Here is a 16,066-nt window from a genome sequence, read left to right as displayed (position 1 = left end):
TGATGAGCGCGAACAACGAGACGAACATGCTGCTGTCCATCCAGGACCTGAAGGTGGCCTTCCGCATGGGCAAGGTCAACGGCCAGGAGCAGCTGGCCGAGGCGGTGGGCCGCGGGGCTCAGGCGGTGAGCTTCGACGTGCCGGCCAACAGCACGGTGGCCCTGGTGGGCGAGTCGGGCTCGGGCAAGAGCGTGACCGCCATGTCCATCCTGAACCTGCTGCCGGACAACGCCCGTCGCAGCGGCCGCATCCTCTGGCAGGGCCAGGACCTGCTGCAGGCCAGCCCGGCGCGGCTGCGGGCCCTGCGCGGGCGCGAGATCGCCTGCGTCTTCCAGGACCCGATGAGCTCGCTCAACCCGGTGTTCACCATCGGCCAACAGCTGATGGAGCCGCTGCAGCTGCACCTGGGCATGGGCGCCAAGGCTGCGCTGGAAAAAGCCGAGGCCCTGCTGGCCGAGGTGGGCATTCCCGAGCCCAAGCGCCGCCTGAAGGCCTATCCGCACGAGCTCTCCGGCGGGCAGCAGCAGCGGGTGATGATCGCCATGGCCCTGGCCTGCGAACCCAAGCTGCTGATCGCCGACGAACCCACCACCGCGCTGGACGTGACCATCCAGCGCCAGGTGATCGAGCTGCTGGCCAAGCTGCAGGCCAAGCACGGCCTGTCGGTGCTCTTCATCAGCCACGACCTGGGCCTGGTGGGCGAGATCGCCGACCAGGTGGTGGTGATGCGCCACGGCACCATCCGCGAGACCGGCCCCTCGGCGCAGATCTTCAGCGCCCCGAAGGACGCCTACACCCAGGCCCTGCTGGCCTGCCGGCCCAGCCTGGAACACAACCCGACCCGGCTGATGGTGATCGACGACCACATCGCCGGCCGTGACGCCGACACCTCCCGGGTGCGGGCCAAGGACCCGAACGCCCCGGTGGTGCTGGAGGTCAAATCCCTGGCCAAGAGCTTCCACTTCAAGACCGGGCTGTTCGGCCAGCGCGAGTTCCGCGCGGTGCGCGACGTCAACTTCAAGCTCAAGCGCGGCCACACCCTGGGCGTGGTGGGCGAATCCGGCTCGGGCAAGACGACCATGGGCCTGACCCTGCTGCGCCTGCACGAGCCGACGAGCGGCGAGGTGATCTTCGACGGCCAGGACCTGCTCAAGCTCAAGCCGGCCGAATGGCAGCAGATGCGCCGTCGCATCCAGATCGTCTTCCAGAACCCCTATGCCTCGCTGAACCCGCGCTTCACCGTGGGCCAGGCCCTGATCGAGCCGATGACCATCCACGGCATTGGGGCGAGCGCGGCCGAGCGCGAGCAGCGTGCCCGCGAGCTGCTGGTCAAGGTGGGGCTGGATGCCAGCGCCTTCGGCAAGTACCCGCACGAGTTCTCCGGCGGCCAACGCCAGCGGGTGGCCATCGCCCGCTGCCTGACACTCAACCCGGAGGTGCTGGTGCTCGACGAGTCGGTCAGCGCGCTGGACGTGTCGGTGCAGGCCCAGGTGCTCAACCTGCTCAAGGACCTGCAGGACGAGCTGGGCCTGTCCTACATCTTCATCAGCCACGATCTGGCCGTGGTGCGCTTCATCTCCGACGAGGTGCTGGTGATGAAGGACGGTGAGGTGGTCGAGCAGGCCAGCGCCGAGGACATCTTGCACCACCCCAAGCAGGACTACACCCGCCGCCTGATCGGCGCGGTGCCCAAGGGCTGGCAGGCGGCCGAGACGGCGCCCGCGGCCTGAGCGCAGCCCTTGCCCCCGCTCAGCCGGGGGTGAGCAGCTGCAGCACCGCCTGGGTCGGGGCGTCCAGCAGGGCCGGCGGGCGGTGGGCCAGGCCCAGGCGCCGCACCAGCGGCGGCGCCAGCGGCCGCACCACCACGCCGGCCGGCAGCGGCGTGTCCTCGCCGCGCTCCAGCGGCAGCACCGCCGCGCCGTAGCCCGCGGCCACCAGGCTTTTCATGGCCTCGGTGTAGTTCAGCTCGATGCGCGCACGCGGGTGGTGGCCGGCCTGGGCGAACCAGGCGGCGGTCAGCCGGTGCATCTGGGTGCTGCCGTCGTTGGCCACCAGCGGCCGCTCGGCCAGCCAGGCCGGCGTCACCACGTCCGGCACCGTCCAGCCGGCAGGCAGCCAGGCCATCATCGCGTCCTCCCGCCAGGGGCGGATCACCAGCTCGCCCTGGGGCGGCAGCGGCAGGGCGACGATGCCCAACTCCAGCTGCCCGGCCAAGAGGCGCTCCAGCGTCTGCTGCGAGCCCAGGATGCTCAGTTCCACCTCCACGTCCGGGCTGTGCCGGGCCAGCCGCGCCAGCACGTCCGGCAGCTGGTGCACCACCACGCCGCTGGAGGTGCCCAGGCGCACCTTGCCGGCCCGGCCTTCGGCCACCCGCCGGGCCCGGGCCACCGCCTCGTCGAGCTCGCGCAGCAGGCGCCGGGCGTCTTCCACCAGGGCCAGCCCGGCGGGCGTGGGCCGCGCGCCCTTGCGGTCGCGCAGCAGCAGGGCCATGCCCAGGCGCTCTTCCAGTTCACTGACATGCAGGCTCACCGTGGGCGGGGCCAGGTGCAGGGCCTGGGCGGCTGCGGCCAGGGTGCCCAGGTCGGCAATGGCCACCAGGGTTTGCAACTGGTCCAGGCTCAGGTTTCTCATCAGGTTTTCTGAAGGAATGCGTCAGAACATTCAACTTTCCAGATGTTAAGCCCGGGCGGAGCATGGCGCATCCCCTTCAGGAGCCCAACATGTCCTCTCTTGCCCGCACCGCAGCGGCCTTCGCTTCCCTCTGCTGCCGCGTGTCGCGTCGGCTGCTGCCGACCTCCGGACCTGTGCTGCCCTCGCAGGAGCGAGAACTGCGGGACCTGGGCCTGGGCGATGGCGAGCTCGGCTACTGGCTGCGTCAGCCCGGCGCGCCACGCCGCGGGGTCGATGAGCCCGTGCCTGACTGATCCGGCTGGCCTTCGGGGCGCGGCCTCTCCTACACTGGCCGGTGGTCCGCGGCGTGGCCGCGCACTCTTTTCTCACCCGCCCCCCGAACAACAGCGAGGAGATCGCATGTCCCTGATTCCCCAATGGCGCGAAGTGCCGGCCGAGCCCGGCCGCGTCGTCGCCCCCGATGAACGCCTGTCCTGGCCGCAGACCGCGGTGATGGGCATGCAGCACGTGATCGCCATGTTCGGTGCCACGGTGCTGGCCCCGATCCTGATGGGCTTCGACCCCAATGTCGCGATCCTGATGTCGGGCATCGGCACCCTGATCTTCTTCCTGATGGTGGGCGGCAAGGTGCCCAGCTACCTGGGATCGTCCTTCGCCTTCATCGGCGTGGTGATCGCGGCCACTGGCTTTGCCGGCGGCGGAGCCAATGCCAACATCGGCGTGGCGCTGGGCGGCATCATCGTCTGCGGGGCGGTCTATGCGCTGATCGGCGCGGTGGTGATGGGCGTGGGCACGGCCTGGGTCGAGCGCCTGATGCCGCCGGTGGTCACCGGCGCGGTGGTGGCCGTCATCGGCCTGAACCTGGCCGGCGTGCCGATCAAGAACATGGCGCCCACCGAGTTCGACAAGTGGATGCAGGGCATCACCGTGGTCTGCGTGGGCCTGGTGGCCGTGCGCACCTCGGGCCTGCTGCAGCGTCTGCTGATCCTGGCGGGCCTGATCCTGGCCAGCGTGGTCTATGCGGTGCTGACCAACGGCCTGGGCCTGGGCAAGCCGCTGGACTTCAGCGGCGTGGCCCATGCCGCCTGGATCGGCCTGCCGCATTTCGCCAGCCCGGTGTTCACGGGCTCGGCGGCGCTGCTGATCGCGCCGGTGGCGCTGATCCTGGTGGCCGAGAACCTGGGCCACATCAAGGCGGTCAGCGCGATGACCGGCCGCAACCTCGATGGCTCGATGGGCCGTGCCTTCATCGGTGACGGCGTGGCCACCATGGTCTCCGGCGCCGTGGGCGGCACGGGCGTGACGACCTATGCCGAGAACATCGGCGTGATGGCGGCGACCAAGATCTACTCGACCGCCAACTTCGTGTTCGCGGCCCTGCTGGCCATCGTGCTGGGTTTCTCGCCCAAGTTCGGCGCGCTGATCCAGACCATCCCGCTGGCGGTGATGGGCGGCGTGTCCATCGTGGTGTTCGGCCTGATCGCGGTCTCGGGCGCCAAGATCTGGGTCGACAACAAGGTCGACTTCACCGACAACCGCAACCTGATGGTGGCGGCGGTGACGCTGGTGCTGGGCACCGGCGACTACACGCTGCATTTCGGTGGCTTCGCGCTGGGCGGCATCGGCACCGCCACCTTTGGCGCCATCCTGCTGCACGCCCTGCTGGGCGGCAAGAAGGGCTGATGGTGCAAGTCGGCGGGCCGGCCCCTCCCGGGGGCGGCCCGCCGGCGCCGGCGAGCCTCAGCGTCCGCCGGCCTTGCCCGCCATGTTGTCGAACTTGTGGAAGTAGCGGCGGGCCAGGGCCACCACCTGACCGTCGGTCGGGTGGTCGGCCTTCTCGCTGCCGACGATGGTCTTGGCCGCGGCCGGCAGGTGCTTGGCCGTCCACTCCTTGAACTCCTCGTGCATGCGGGCCGGGCCCAGCACCAGCACCTCTTGCGAGCCTTCCAGGGCCTGGGCGATGGCGCCGAAGTACTCGGCGGCTTCCTTCTCGGTCATGCCGGCATGGTGGGTGTCCTTCTGCAGCTGGCCGGCCGCGCGCTGGTGGTGGCTGCGCGACTTGACGCGCTCGGCCTGCATCGACTCGGCGTCGAAGTGCATCACGTGGGCTTCCTTCTGGTCCATCCAGACGACGGCGTGATAGGTACTCATGGTGTTCTCTCCTCGGTGATTGAATCGATCGGTTCAGGCGGCGGGGTGGCCGGCCCGGGTCACAGGCGCGGCGGGGTCGGCTGGCCCAGCTCCATCTGGCGCTCGCAGGCGACGCAGTGGCGGGTCCAGGGCTTGGCCTGCAGGCGCGGCATGCCGATGGCTTCGCCACACGCGCTGCACAGGCCGAAGCCCGGGCTCTCCAGCCGGTCCAGGGCGTCGCGCACGCGTTGCAACTCGCCATGGGCCTGGCTCGTGCGTTGCAGGGCGACCTCGCGGTCGGCCTCGCGCTGCACACCGCCTTCGCGGCTGTCGTCCAGCAGTTCGGCGGCGGCGGCCACCCGGCCGCCCGCGCCCTCCTGGGCGGCGATTTCCTCCTCCAGCGTGGCCATGCGGGCAATCAGCAAGGCGCCCAGTTCAGCCCGTTGGGCGGGGGTCAGTGCGGTGCTCATGTCGGTCTCCTTGAGTCCCCATGGTGCGTGCTCCCGTGGGTATTTGTCTTGATGGTCGTCAAGGTGGCGGCGGGTGGGGCCGCAGGCGGAAGGCCTCCCTACAATGCCGTCATGACCTTGCCTGAGAGCTGCGATGTGCTGGTGGTCGGCGCCGGACCCGCCGGCTCGGCCTGTGCCCAGATGCTGGCGCGTGCCGGCCTGACGGTGTGCCTGGTGGACCAGCAGCCCTTTCCGCGCGAGAAGGTGTGCGGCGATGGCCTGATCCCGGACGCCCATGCCGCGCTGGCCCGCCTGGGCGTGGCCGAGACCGTGGCTGCCCGGGCCCATCCGGTGGAGCGGGTGGCTTGCATCGGTCCGCGTGGCGGCCGGGTGGAGGTGCCGGGCCGGCTGGCGGTGCTGCCGCGCCGCGAACTGGACCAGATCCTGCTGGACGCCGCGGTGGCCGCCGGGGCGGAGTTCCGGGCGCCCTGGCGCTTCGAGGGCCTGCTGACCGACGCGCAGGGTCGCGCCCAGGGTGCCACCCTGCGCCAGGGGGACGCGGTGCACGAGGTCTCGGCCCGCTGGGTGGTGCTGGCCACCGGCGCGGTGCCCCAGGCCTTGCTGGCGGCTGGCCTGTGCCGGCGGCGCGTGCCCAGCGGCGTGGCGCTGCGAGGCTACGTCCGCCACCCCGCCATGGCCGAGCGCCTGAAGGCCATGGAAGTGGTCTGGCACCGCAGTCTGCGGCCCGGCTACGGCTGGATCTTCCCCGGCCCGGACGGGGTGTTCAACATCGGTGTGGGCATCGCCCACAGCCACCGCACCCTGGTCGATGGGCGCAGCGCCAAGCAGGACGTGAACCTGCGCGCGGTGTTCGACGCCTTCTGCCGCCACCACCCGAGCGCGCGCGAACTGGTGCAGGGCGGCCAGTGGGTGGGCGAGCTCAAGGGGGCGCCGCTGCGCTGCACGCTGGAAGGCGCCCACTGGAGCGCACCGGGCGTGCTGGTGGCCGGCGAAGCGGCCGGCAGCACCTACTCCTTCACCGGCGAAGGCATCGGCAAGGCCCTGGAGACCGGCATCCTGGCCGCCGAGGCCCTGGTGGCCGGCGGTGAGGAAGCGGCGGTGCGCCAGCGCTACGAGGCCGGGCTGTCGGCCCTCAAGCCGCGGTTCGACCTCTACGAGAAGGCCAACCGCATCAATGCCCACCCCTGGCTGGCCGATCTGGTGATCTGGCGGGCCCGCCACAGCGCCGGCCTGCGCCGACGCATGGCCGGGGTGCTGGAGGAAACGACCAATCCGGCCAAGCTGGTCAGTGCCGGCGGCCTGCTGCGGCTGCTGATGCCGATGCGCTGATCCGGGCGCCCGGTCAGCGGGGCAAACGCCGGCGGAGGGAGATCAGGTCGCGCACAGCGGAGAGGACCGCGCTCTTCAGGCCCATGGCTGGCTGCTCGACTACATGCCAGGAGAGCGCCGCGAGCAACGTGGTGACGATCGTGGAAGCCGCCAGCATGCCCGGGACCGAGATCTGGGGGATCAGTGCGGCCACGGACTGCTGGACGGGAAAGGCGTAGATGTACATGCCGTAGGAATAGTCGCCCATGCGGTTGTAGTTCCGGATCCGGCCCGACGGCACGTAGGCCATATAAAACAGGATGTAGGGCAGGCAGAGCAGATAGGCCGGAAAGAAGAGCCCCCCCTGCAGGCCGGTGGCGACCACCGCTGCAAGCGCGGCCAGAAAGACCGGGCGGGCGAGCTGGATGTGCTCCCGGAGCACGAAGATGGCGGCGCCCGTGAAGAACATGAAGAACAGCCGCGGAAATGGCGTTGCCTCATCCATCAGACCGTAGTGGCCGGCCAGAACCCGGGCTCCCGAGACCAGCGCGGAGAGGATCAGCAGCAGCCGGAATGTGCGTGTGCGATGGCGCTGCACCGGGAACAGGGCAAGCCAGGCGACCACCAGGATGAGGTACATCGCGACCTCATGGGGAAGGGTCCACAGTGAGCCGTTGACCGCGTTGCGGTAGGGGTTGCCGGTGAAGACGCCTGGCAACTCGAAGTCCACGCCGCGAACGAGCGTCAGGCATTTGGCGAAGTACTTGTAGGTGTGCGGATCGGTGAGGTAGTTCTGCCAGGGCAGGGTGGTGAAACCCAGACCGACGACGAACACCGAAAGCAGCAGCATCACCAAGAGGCCCGGAAAGATCCTGAGGACCCGTGCCACCACGAAATCGAGGCTGTCCTGCTTGGTCAGGAGGCTGGCCGTGACGAGAAACCCGCTGGTCAGGAAGAAGACATCGACCGCGATCGAGCCCAGGGTCATGCCCAGGGTGTGACGCAGCGGCTCCGCGTCACCGGTTCCCAGGGCCAGCGCGAAGCTGTGCGTGACCAGGACGGCATACGCGGCCGCGATGCGGATCAGGTTGAAGTTGTTGTCTCGCCCCTTGGACAGATCGGAGAGCTTCATGGCAGCGTCGGGAAAGAACATCGGCTCCGGGATGAACGCGTGGGGCAGTGTGGCCGATGTTGTGCGAATTCAGGCCGCAACGCCTGTTCAAAGCGCGGGCGGCGGGCATAAAGTCCACATCCTTGACGAGACGGGAGTTCTCAAATCTGCCAACTGCTGGGCATGAATGCCAACACCCCCACCGATGTGATGTTCAGCTTCACCGGCCTGGCCTGCCGCGCCGAGGAACACAAGGACGGCTTCGGCATCGGCTTCTTCGAGGACAAGGGCGTGCGCCTGTTCGTGGATCACCACAGCGCCCGCCAGTCGCCGGTGGCCGAGCTGGTCAAGGGCTACCCGATCCACAGCGAGAACGTCATCGCGCACATCCGCAAGGCCACCCAGGGCCGGGTGGCGCTGGAGAATACCCACCCCTTCCAGCGCGAGCTCTGGGGCCGCTACTGGGTGTTCGCCCACAACGGCAATCTGGTGGATTTCCACCCGCGGCTGCACGGCGCCTTCCGCCCGGTGGGCGACACCGACAGCGAGCGTGCCTTCTGCTGGCTGATGCAGGAGCTGGCCAAGGCCCATGCGGGCGTGCCGGCCATCGACGAGCTGTCCTGCACCCTGGCCGAGCTGATGCCGCAGCTGCACCGCCACGGTACCTTCAACATGCTGCTGTCCAACGGTCAGGCGCTGTGGGCGCACTGCTCCACCCACCTGCACTGGGTCGAGCGGCGTCATCCCTTCGGCGCCGCCCGCCTGCGCGACGAGGACCTGAGCGTGGACTTCGCCCACCTGACGACGCCGCAGGACCGGGTGGCGGTGATCGCCACCGAGCCATTGACCCAGGACGAAGCCTGGACGCCTTTCGCCAGCGGCGAACTGCGGGTCTTCGCGCAGGGGCGCAGCCAGCCGGTGTGCTGAGCCCCCGGGGCTTCAGGGGCCGTTCGCGGCCTGGTTGGCGCGCAGCAGGCGCACCAGGGCCGTCCTCAGCCGATGGGGGTCGATCGGCTTGGTGAGGAAGTCGTTCATGCCCTCGCCCAGGGCCTCCTCTCGCTCGGAGGTCAGGGCCGCGGCGGTGAGGGCCACGATGGGCAGCACGTTGGGCGGGTAGCGCTTGCGCAGCTCGCGGGTGGCTTCATGCCCCGTCATGCCGGGCATCTGCACGTCCATCAGCACCAGGTCGAAGGGTTGGCCCCGCGCGCTGGCCCGGTCCACGGCCGTGATGGCTTCCAGGCCGTCCTGGGCCTGCTCGACCACCGCGCCCCACTGCTCCAGCAGGGCCACGGAGATCATCATGTTGACCGGGTTGTCCTCGACCATCAGGATGCGTGCCCCCTGGACCGGGTCCAGCCCGTCGCTGCCGGTGGAGCTGTCGATCTCGACATCCGAGGCCTCGGGCAGCGGCAGCTCGGCCCAGAAGCAGCTGCCGTGGCCGGGTTCGCTCATCACGCCGACCTCGCCGCCCATCAACCGGGCCAGTTCGCGGCAGATCGACAGGCCCAGGCCGGTGCCGCCGTTGCGGCGGTTGACGGGGCTGTCCACCTGGGTGAAGGGGGAGAACAGCCGGGCCTGGGCCTGGGCGTCGATGCCGGTGCCGGTGTCGATCACCTCGAAGCGCAGCACCGGGCCGTGCAGCACGTGCACCGCCATCACCACGCCGCCGGTCCGTGTGTACTTCAGCGCGTTGTTCAGGTAGTTGCTGAGGATCTGGCGCACCCGCACCGGGTCGCCGACGACGACGTCGGGCACCGCGGGGTCGCGCTGCAGGCGCATGGTCAGCCCCTTGGTGTCGGCCAGGGCGCCGTAGGCTTCGTGCAGGTTCTGCAGCAGGCCGTCGAGCCGGAAGGGCAGACGGTCCAGGTGCATCTTGCCGGCCTCGATCTTGGACAGGTCCAGGATGTCCGAGATGATGGCCGACAGGGTTTCGGCGCTGTCGCTGATCTTTTCGATGTACTGGCGCCGGCGCAGTTCGTCCACGCCCGGATCACGGGCCAGCCGGGCCAGGCCCAGCAGGGCATTGAGCGGGGTGCGCAGTTCGTGGCTGGTGTTGGCCAGGAAGGTGCTCTTGGCCCGGTTGGCAGCCTCGGCCTGGTCGCGTGCGCGCGCCAGGTCCTGGTCCATCTGGCGCCGCTCGGTGATGTCCTCGGCCATCCAGATGATGCCGTCGCGCTCGCCGTACTGGGGGTGCACCGCCTGGGCCAGCAGCCGGCAGCTGATGAGGCTGCCGTCGCGGCGCTTCAGGCGCACCTCCTCGTCCACATGCTCGCCGGCTTCCAGCCGGGGCAGCAGGCGGGCCCGGGCCTCGGCATGCTCGGTCGGGGTGGGCCAGACCTGGCTGGCGTGCATGCCCTGCAGCCGGCCCGCGGGCCAGCCCAGCATGGCCTCGAAGCGGGGGTTGACCATCTGGAAGTGGGCGTCGCGGGTGACGGCGATGCCGAACAGGGCCGTGTCCAGCACCGCTGCGTATTCGCGGCGCAGCTGTTCCGCACGGGTGATGTCCCGGGCGTTGATGACCAGGTACTCGCTGCCCTCGTGCGTGAAGCGGGAGGCCGAGAGCTGCATGTGCAGCAGCTGGCCGTCTCGCACGCGGAAGGTGGCGGGCAGGTTCTGGGCCGTGTCCCGGTCGCGCAAGGCGTCCACCAGGCGCTGGCGCTCGGCGCTGTCGTGCCAGATGCCCAGGTCCCCCGAGGTCCGTCCCAGCACCTCGGCCGCCTGCAGCCCGGTGATGCGCTCGAAGGTCGGGTTGACCATCACGTAGCGGCCGGTCTGCAGGTCGGTCAGGGTGATCACGTCCGGGCTGGTGGCCACCAGGTGGGCCAGCAGGGCCTGGGAGGAGGTGAGCGACTGCCCCAGCAGGCTCTCGGCCGGGATCAGCCAGGACAGCATGCCCTGCGGGCCCAGCAGCGGTACCCGCATGGAGCGCATCTGCACCACCCGCTGGGCGGTGTCGCCGGCCAGCTGCACCGAGCACAGGGCCGGCCCGTCGATCGCCCCGGGGCTGCCGCTGGGGGCGGAAAGTTGCTCCAGCACGGCCTGCACGCGCGTCCGTGCGTCGCCGACCTGGAACAGTTCGGGCAGGGGATGCTGCAGCAGGGCGGCTTCGTCCGGCACGCCCCACAGGGCCCGCGCGGCCGGATTGATGGCCAGGATGCGCGGGCCCGCATGGGCGATCAGGGGCAGGGACAGCGACGCGAACATGGCGTCGCTGGAGAGGGCGGCCAGACCGCGGGCGGCGGCCTGCGGGCCGGGTTCAGGCGCCGTGTCCTCCGGCGTCGCCAGCAGGGTGGGCGGCCATTCGGATTCCGTCGGCGCGGCGGGCGGGGCTGCGAGCTGTTGCAGCACCTGCCGGGTCCACCAGGTGCCCAGCAGGCCACCGGTGAGACAGGCGGCCCCCAGGGTGCCCAGCAGCTGCCAGCCGGCCCAGCCGCCGGACGGCCAGAGCTGCCAGACGGCGGCCGTCACCGCGCCGGTGGCCAGACCCAGGCCGGGTCCCGCCCCCCGGAGCCGGGCGGAAAGCGGGGGGGCAGGCTTGTCCATGGCGCCGGGCTGGTGCGGGGACCGTGCCGGGCCGCGGGCCATGGCTCAGGCCGGGCGGGCCGCGTTGAGCGCGTCACGCGTGGCCTGGGCCACCTGACGCGCCTTCTGCGCGAAGTCCTCCCCGTCCCCGGCATACAGCACGGCGCGCGAGGAGTTGACGATGATGGGCCCGTCGGGCCGCCAGGCGGCCTTCACAGTGGCCGCGGCGTCGCCGCCCTGGGCACCGACACCGGGGATCAGCAGCGGCAGGGTGGGGGCCAACTCGCGCACCCGGGCCAGTTCGGCCGGGAAGGTGGCGCCGACCACCAGGCCCAGGCGGCCGTCGCGGTTCCAGCGGCCGGCGGCCAGCCTGGCCACCTGCTCGAACAGACGGTCGCCGTTGGCCAGGGTCTCGAACTGCAGGTCGCTGCCCCCCGGGTTGGAGGTGCGGCACAGCAGGATCAGGCCCTTGCCCTCGTACTTCAGGTAGGGCTCGATCGAGTCGAAGCCCATGTAGGGCGAAAGCGTGACGGCGTCGGCCTGGTAGCGCTCGAAGGCCTCGCGGGCGTACTGCTCGGCGGTGGAGCCGATGTCGCCGCGCTTGGCGTCCAGGATGACGGGCACGCCGGGCGCCACCCGCTTCATGTAGGCCATCAGCTGCTCGAGCTGGTCCTCGGCGCGGTGGGCGGCGAAATAGGCGATCTGGGGCTTGAAGGCGTTCACCAGATCCTTGGTGGCATCGACGATGCGGGCGCAGAAGTCGAAGATGCGCCGGCTGTCGCCCTTCATTCCCGCCGGAAACCGGGCCGGATCCGGGTCCAGACCCACGCACAGCAGGGACTGGTGGCCATGGCTGGCCTGGGAAAGCTGGGCGTTGAAATGCATGTCCGTGATTCTACTGAGCCCCCCTGCCGGGACGGGGGGATTCTTCACGTTTCAAACACCCTGTCACAAGGTGACGGGACACCCCCGGGGGAGTCTCTGCGGGTCGGCTCAGCTGCCGATGCGGGCGGCCAGCGCGGCGGCGCGGCCGGTGTAGTCGGCCGGCGTCATGGCCAGCAGGCGGTCCTTCTCGGTCTGGGGCAGGGCGAGGTCGGCGATGAAGCCCTGGATCAGCTCGCGGGTCATCGGCTTGCCGCGGGTGAAGGCCTTGAGCTGCTCGTAGGGCTTGGGCAGGCCGTGGCGGCGCATCACGGTCTGGATGGCCTCGGCCAGCACTTCCCAGGCCTGGTCCAGGTCGGCCGCCAGGGCGGCTTCGTTGAGCTCGAGCTTGCCCAGGCCCCGGGCCAGGCTGTCGTAGCCCAGCAGGGCGTAGCCCAGGGCCACACCCATGTTGCGCAGCACCGTGGAGTCGGTCAGGTCGCGCTGCCAGCGGCTGATCGGCAGCTTCTGGCTGAGGTGGGTCAGCACCGCGTTGGCCAGGCCGAAGTTGCCCTCGGCGTTCTCGAAGTCGATCGGGTTGACCTTGTGCGGCATGGCCGAGGAACCGACCTCGCCCTCCTTGAGCTTCTGCTTGAAGTAGCCCAGGGAGATGTAGCCCCAGACGTCGCGCGAGAAGTCGATCAGGATGGTGTTGGCGCGCGTGACGGCGTCGAACAGCTCGGCCATGTAGTCGTGCGGCTCGATCTGGATCGTGTACGGGTTGAAGGTGAGGCCCAGGCTGCCTTCCACCACGCTGCGCGAGAAGGCCTCCCAGTCCTTGTCCGGGTAGGCCACCGAGTGGGCGTTGTAGTTGCCCACCGCGCCGTTCATCTTGGCCAGCAGTTTCACATCGGCGATGCGGGTGCGGGCATGGGCCAGGCGGGCCACCACGTTGGCGATCTCCTTGCCGACGGTGGTCGGGCTGGCGGTCTGGCCGTGGGTGCGGCTGAGCATGGGGATGGCCGCGAAGCGCTGGGCCATGCCGGTCAGCGTGGCCAGCAGGCCGTCCAGCGCCGGCAGGATGACCTCGCCGCGGGCGGCCTTGAGCATCAGCGCATGGCTGGTGTTGTTGATGTCCTCGCTGGTGCAGGCGAAGTGGATGAACTCGCACACCGCCTTCAACTCGGCGTCGTGCTCGACGCGGGACTTCAGCCAGTACTCCACCGCCTTGACGTCGTGGTTGGTGGTCTTCTCGATGTCCTTGATGGCCTGGGCATCGGCCTCGGAGAAGCGGGCGATCAGGCCCCGCAGCAGGCCCCGGGAGGCCTCCGTCAGCGGGGCGAAGCCGTCCAGGCCGGCGTCCGACAGGGCGATCAGCCATTCGATCTCGACCTGCACGCGGCGGTGCATCAGCCCGTATTCGGACAGCAGCGGGCGCAGGGCGGTGACCTTGGCGGCGTAGCGGCCGTCCAGGGGGGAGAGGGCCATCAGGGTGGAGATCGTCATGGCAAAGAGCTCAGGCTGAACGCGGCGCCGGGATGCGCGCGAAACCTCTCATTTTAAGGGGGACACCCCTTTTCGGGGCGGTCCGGCGGGCGCAGGGGGGCTTCGCTAGAATCGCGAGCCAACCACCCCCTTGACCGCACGCATGAAACTGATCGGCTCCCTCACCAGTCCCTACGTCCGCAAGGTGCGTGTCGTGCTGGCGGAAAAGAAGCTCGACTACCAGTTCGTGCTGGAGGACGTCTGGGCCCGCGACGACATCCTGGCCTCCAACCCGCTGGGCAAGGTGCCCTGCCTGGTGATGGAGGGCGGCGAGGCGGTGTTCGACTCGCGGGTCATCGTCGAGTACGTGGACATGCTCTCGCCGGTGGGCAAGCTGATCCCGGCCACCGGGCGCGAGCGCGCCGAGGTGCGCACCTGGGAAGCCCTGGCCGATGGCCTGCTGGACGCCAGCATCGCGGCGCGGCTGGAGCAGACCTGGGCCGGTCGGGCCGAGGGCGAGCGCAGCCAGGCCTGGATCGACCGCCAGATGGTGCGGGTGGAGTCGGCCCTGCAGGCCATGAGCCGCGGGCTGGGCGAGAAGGCCTTCTGCGCCGGTGCCGGCACCCACTTCACGTTGGCCGACATCGCCGTGGGCGTGGCCCTGGGCTACCTGGACTTCCGCTTCCCGGCCATCGACTGGCGCGGCGCCCATCCCAATCTGCAGCGCCTGCACGACAAGCTGGTGGCGCGGCAGAGCTTCATCGACACCGCGCCGCCCCAGGGCTGAGGTCGGCACCCGTCCTCAGGACGGGAATTCGTAGCCTTGCGCAGGCCACAGGCGCCAGCCGCCCTGGCTGTCGCCCTGCAGTTCCAACACCCAGCGGTGGTAGGGGCGCAGCCCCGGGTGATGGCTGATGCTCACCGGGGTGATGGCCAAGCCTTCCAGCTGCCGGTACAGCGCCGCCTCGTGCACGGCATCGAGTGCGCTGGTGGCCTCGTCCAGCACTGCGTAGCGTGGGCGGGCGATCAGCACCCGGGCAAAGGCCAGGCGCTGCTGCTCGCCGGTGGACAGCAGCTTGGCCCAGTCGGCCTGGGCCGCCAGCCCGCCCACCCGCTCGGCCAGTTCCGGCAGCTGCACCCGCTGCAGCATGTCCAGCAGTTCGGTGTCGGAGATGTCGCGGTCCAGGTCCGGGTAGAGCAGTTGGCTGCGCAGGTCGCCCAGCGGCAAATAGGGATGCTGCGGCAGGAAGCGCAGCTCGTCCCCGCCGGGGCGCAGCACCTGGCCGCTGCCCTGGCGCCACAGCCCGGCAACCGCCCGCAGCAGGGAGCTCTTGCCCACCCCGCTGGGGCCCACGACCATCAACCCCTCGCCCTCGGGGACCTCCAGGCTCAGGTCCTGCACGATCAGGTGCTCGCCGCCCGGGGTGCGCACGGTCAGGTTCCGCAGGGCCAGCACGCTGGCCGGCTCGCAGTCGATGGCCTCCCCCTCGTGGCGCGCGTGCTGGGTGTCCAGCGTCTGCGAGAACTCGTGCAGGCGGTTCACGCCGGCGGAGAAGCGGCTCAGGCTCTCGAAGTGCTCGACGATCACCGCCATCGCGCTCAGCACTGCGGTGAAGGCGCCGGCGGCCTGCACCGCGCGGCCCACTTCCATCTCGCCGGAGAGCACCTGGTCGGCGATGATGACGCTGGGCAGGGCCAGGGTCAGGAAGCTGTGCCCGTACTGGAACAGGTTCAGGCCCAGCTGCCAGCGCAGCACCCGGCGCCAGTTGTCCACCACCGCGTCGAAGACCTGGCCCAGTCGGGACAGCTCCTGCGCCTCGCCATGGTGGAAGGCGATCGGTTCGGCCTGCTCGCGCAGGCGCACCAGGCCGAAACGGAAGTCCGCCTCGCGGCGCAGCTGACGGAAGTTCAGGCCGATCAGGCGCCGCCCGAAGACCGAGGTGGTGATGAAGGTGACCAGGGCGGCATAGCCGATCAGGAACAGCACCAGCGGGCGCGAGATCGACCACAGCACGCCGGCGAAGGCCACCAGGTCGATCAGCGAGCCCAGGCCCACCATCAGGAAGTAGAGCGACTGCTGGGTGAAGCTGTTGATGTCCTCGGAGATCCGCTGATCGGGGTTGTCCAGCGCGGTCACCGCGTTGAGTCGGTAGAAGGCCTGCTGGCCCAGGTAGCGTGCCAGGAAGCGCTGCGTGAGCCAGCGGCGCCAGCGCAGGCCCAGGGTGTCGCGCACGAAGTAGTACAGGCCCCAGACCGGCACCGCCAGACACAGCAGCAGCGCGAAACGCCCGATGGCGCTCCAGAAGCGGGGGGCGTCGTGCGCGGCCAGGGCCGAGGTGAACTCCCCCGTCTCCTGGTTGAACATCACGTTGAACAGGGTTTGGCTCAGCAGCAGCAGGGCCAGCAGGCTCAGCAGGCCGCGCGCCCGCCAGCGTTCGTCGGAACGCCAGTAGGGCGCGGCAATGGCGGCAAAGCGCCGCCACAGGCGCCAGTCGAAACCGGCCGGCGGGCCGGTGTGCTCCGGGACAGTCTCCATGGCCGGCTCCGT

General features: G+C 70.1%; 14 protein-coding genes. 6 read left to right on the top strand and 8 right to left on the bottom strand.

Annotated features, from left to right (window positions below):
• Positions 1-2 precede the first annotated feature (2 nt).
• Complete coding sequence (locus LRM40_RS16540; protein WP_151125379.1) at positions 3-1,730, top strand: ABC transporter ATP-binding protein; 1,728 nt, start codon at positions 3-5, stop codon at positions 1,728-1,730.
• 19 nt (positions 1,731-1,749) lie between these two features.
• On the opposite strand, the gene LRM40_RS16535 is transcribed toward LRM40_RS16540, so the two are convergent.
• Positions 1,750-2,631 carry a LysR family transcriptional regulator gene (locus LRM40_RS16535; protein ID WP_231067602.1) on the bottom strand — a complete coding sequence of 294 codons (882 nt, stop codon included), beginning with the start codon at positions 2,629-2,631 and terminating at the stop codon, positions 1,750-1,752.
• An 89-nt stretch (positions 2,632-2,720) separates the two neighbouring features.
• Between LRM40_RS16535 and LRM40_RS16530 the strand changes: the two genes are divergently transcribed.
• Both LRM40_RS16530 and LRM40_RS16525 read left to right on the top strand, forming a co-directional pair.
• The gene (locus tag LRM40_RS16530) at positions 2,721-2,924 is read left to right on the top strand and encodes a hypothetical protein (protein ID WP_151125333.1); all 204 of its coding nucleotides are present in this window, start codon (positions 2,721-2,723) and stop codon (positions 2,922-2,924) included.
• Between the two features lie 106 nt (positions 2,925-3,030).
• Positions 3,031-4,314 (top strand): solute carrier family 23 protein, encoded by a 1,284-nt coding sequence (locus LRM40_RS16525; RefSeq protein WP_151125334.1) that lies wholly within the window; start codon positions 3,031-3,033, stop codon positions 4,312-4,314.
• Between the two features lie 57 nt (positions 4,315-4,371).
• Here the strand turns inward: LRM40_RS16525 and LRM40_RS16520 are convergent, their stop codons facing one another.
• Together LRM40_RS16520 and LRM40_RS16515 are read right to left on the bottom strand one after the other, a co-directional pair.
• Positions 4,372-4,782 carry a hypothetical protein gene (locus tag LRM40_RS16520; RefSeq protein ID WP_151125335.1) on the bottom strand — a complete coding sequence of 137 codons (411 nt, stop codon included), beginning with the start codon at positions 4,780-4,782 and terminating at the stop codon, positions 4,372-4,374.
• A 59-nt stretch (positions 4,783-4,841) separates the two neighbouring features.
• Entirely contained in the window at positions 4,842-5,231 is a 390-nt protein-coding gene (locus LRM40_RS16515) for a TraR/DksA family transcriptional regulator (RefSeq protein WP_151125336.1), read from the bottom strand.
• A gap of 111 nt (positions 5,232-5,342) precedes the next feature.
• Between LRM40_RS16515 and LRM40_RS16510 the strand changes: the two genes are divergently transcribed.
• Positions 5,343-6,560 (top strand): NAD(P)/FAD-dependent oxidoreductase, encoded by a 1,218-nt coding sequence (locus LRM40_RS16510; RefSeq protein WP_151125337.1) that lies wholly within the window; start codon positions 5,343-5,345, stop codon positions 6,558-6,560.
• A gap of 13 nt (positions 6,561-6,573) precedes the next feature.
• Here LRM40_RS16510 and LRM40_RS16505 read toward each other — a convergent pair whose 3' ends face one another.
• Positions 6,574-7,671 (bottom strand): acyltransferase family protein, encoded by a 1,098-nt coding sequence (locus LRM40_RS16505; RefSeq protein WP_170288940.1) that lies wholly within the window; start codon positions 7,669-7,671, stop codon positions 6,574-6,576.
• 144 nt (positions 7,672-7,815) lie between these two features.
• On the opposite strand from LRM40_RS16505, the gene LRM40_RS16500 reads away from it, so the two are divergent.
• A complete protein-coding gene (locus LRM40_RS16500) occupies positions 7,816-8,577 on the top strand; it encodes a class II glutamine amidotransferase (RefSeq protein WP_151125339.1) in 762 nt (253 codons plus the stop codon).
• 12 nt (positions 8,578-8,589) lie between these two features.
• Here the strand turns inward: LRM40_RS16500 and LRM40_RS16495 are convergent, their stop codons facing one another.
• The 3 genes from LRM40_RS16495 to purB form a co-directional block, all read right to left on the bottom strand.
• Positions 8,590-11,193, bottom strand: coding sequence for a PAS domain-containing sensor histidine kinase (locus LRM40_RS16495; RefSeq protein WP_170288941.1), 2,604 nt, complete (start codon positions 11,191-11,193; stop codon positions 8,590-8,592).
• A 45-nt stretch (positions 11,194-11,238) separates the two neighbouring features.
• Positions 11,239-12,057 (bottom strand): orotidine-5'-phosphate decarboxylase, encoded by an 819-nt coding sequence (pyrF, locus tag LRM40_RS16490; RefSeq protein ID WP_151125341.1) that lies wholly within the window; start codon positions 12,055-12,057, stop codon positions 11,239-11,241.
• 108 nt (positions 12,058-12,165) lie between these two features.
• A complete protein-coding gene (gene purB / locus LRM40_RS16485) occupies positions 12,166-13,539 on the bottom strand; it encodes an adenylosuccinate lyase (protein ID WP_151125342.1) in 1,374 nt (457 codons plus the stop codon).
• Between the two features lie 142 nt (positions 13,540-13,681).
• Here purB and LRM40_RS16480 point away from each other — a divergent pair, with 142 nt between their 5' ends.
• Positions 13,682-14,305 (top strand): glutathione S-transferase family protein, encoded by a 624-nt coding sequence (locus LRM40_RS16480; RefSeq protein WP_151125343.1) that lies wholly within the window; start codon positions 13,682-13,684, stop codon positions 14,303-14,305.
• 15 nt (positions 14,306-14,320) lie between these two features.
• Here the strand turns inward: LRM40_RS16480 and LRM40_RS16475 are convergent, their stop codons facing one another.
• On the bottom strand, positions 14,321-16,054 hold the full coding sequence (locus LRM40_RS16475) for an ABC transporter ATP-binding protein/permease (protein WP_151125344.1): 1,734 nt from the start codon (positions 16,052-16,054) through the stop codon (positions 14,321-14,323).
• Positions 16,055-16,066 lie beyond the last annotated feature (12 nt).

Source organism: Ideonella dechloratans (assembly GCF_021049305.1).
Classification (GTDB): Bacteria; Pseudomonadota; Gammaproteobacteria; order Burkholderiales; family Burkholderiaceae_C; genus Ideonella; species Ideonella dechloratans.
The sequence above is the reverse complement of the archived record's forward strand: the minus strand, read 5'-3'. Positions and strand labels throughout refer to the sequence as shown.

Bases quoted from the DNA above. Each gene is read 5' to 3' on its own strand.
- LRM40_RS16510 (WP_151125337.1), top strand. From the start codon at position 5,343: ATGACCTTGCCTGAGAGCTGCGATGTGCTGGTGGTCGGCGCCGGACCC.
- pyrF (WP_151125341.1), bottom strand. From the start codon at position 12,057: ATGCATTTCAACGCCCAGCTTTCCCAGGCCAGCCATGGCCACCAGTCC.
- LRM40_RS16525 (WP_151125334.1), top strand. From the start codon at position 3,031: ATGTCCCTGATTCCCCAATGGCGCGAAGTGCCGGCCGAGCCCGGCCGC.
- purB (WP_151125342.1), bottom strand. From the start codon at position 13,539: ATGACGATCTCCACCCTGATGGCCCTCTCCCCCCTGGACGGCCGCTAC.
- LRM40_RS16515 (WP_151125336.1), bottom strand. From the start codon at position 5,231: ATGAGCACCGCACTGACCCCCGCCCAACGGGCTGAACTGGGCGCCTTG.
- LRM40_RS16495 (WP_170288941.1), bottom strand. From the start codon at position 11,193: ATGGACAAGCCTGCCCCCCCGCTTTCCGCCCGGCTCCGGGGGGCGGGA.
- LRM40_RS16530 (WP_151125333.1), top strand. From the start codon at position 2,721: ATGTCCTCTCTTGCCCGCACCGCAGCGGCCTTCGCTTCCCTCTGCTGC.
- LRM40_RS16520 (WP_151125335.1), bottom strand. From the start codon at position 4,782: ATGAGTACCTATCACGCCGTCGTCTGGATGGACCAGAAGGAAGCCCAC.
- LRM40_RS16540 (WP_151125379.1), top strand. From the start codon at position 3: ATGAGCGCGAACAACGAGACGAACATGCTGCTGTCCATCCAGGACCTG.
- LRM40_RS16480 (WP_151125343.1), top strand. From the start codon at position 13,682: ATGAAACTGATCGGCTCCCTCACCAGTCCCTACGTCCGCAAGGTGCGT.
- LRM40_RS16535 (WP_231067602.1), bottom strand. From the start codon at position 2,631: ATGAGAAACCTGAGCCTGGACCAGTTGCAAACCCTGGTGGCCATTGCC.
- LRM40_RS16475 (WP_151125344.1), bottom strand. From the start codon at position 16,054: ATGGAGACTGTCCCGGAGCACACCGGCCCGCCGGCCGGTTTCGACTGG.
- LRM40_RS16505 (WP_170288940.1), bottom strand. From the start codon at position 7,671: ATGAAGCTCTCCGATCTGTCCAAGGGGCGAGACAACAACTTCAACCTG.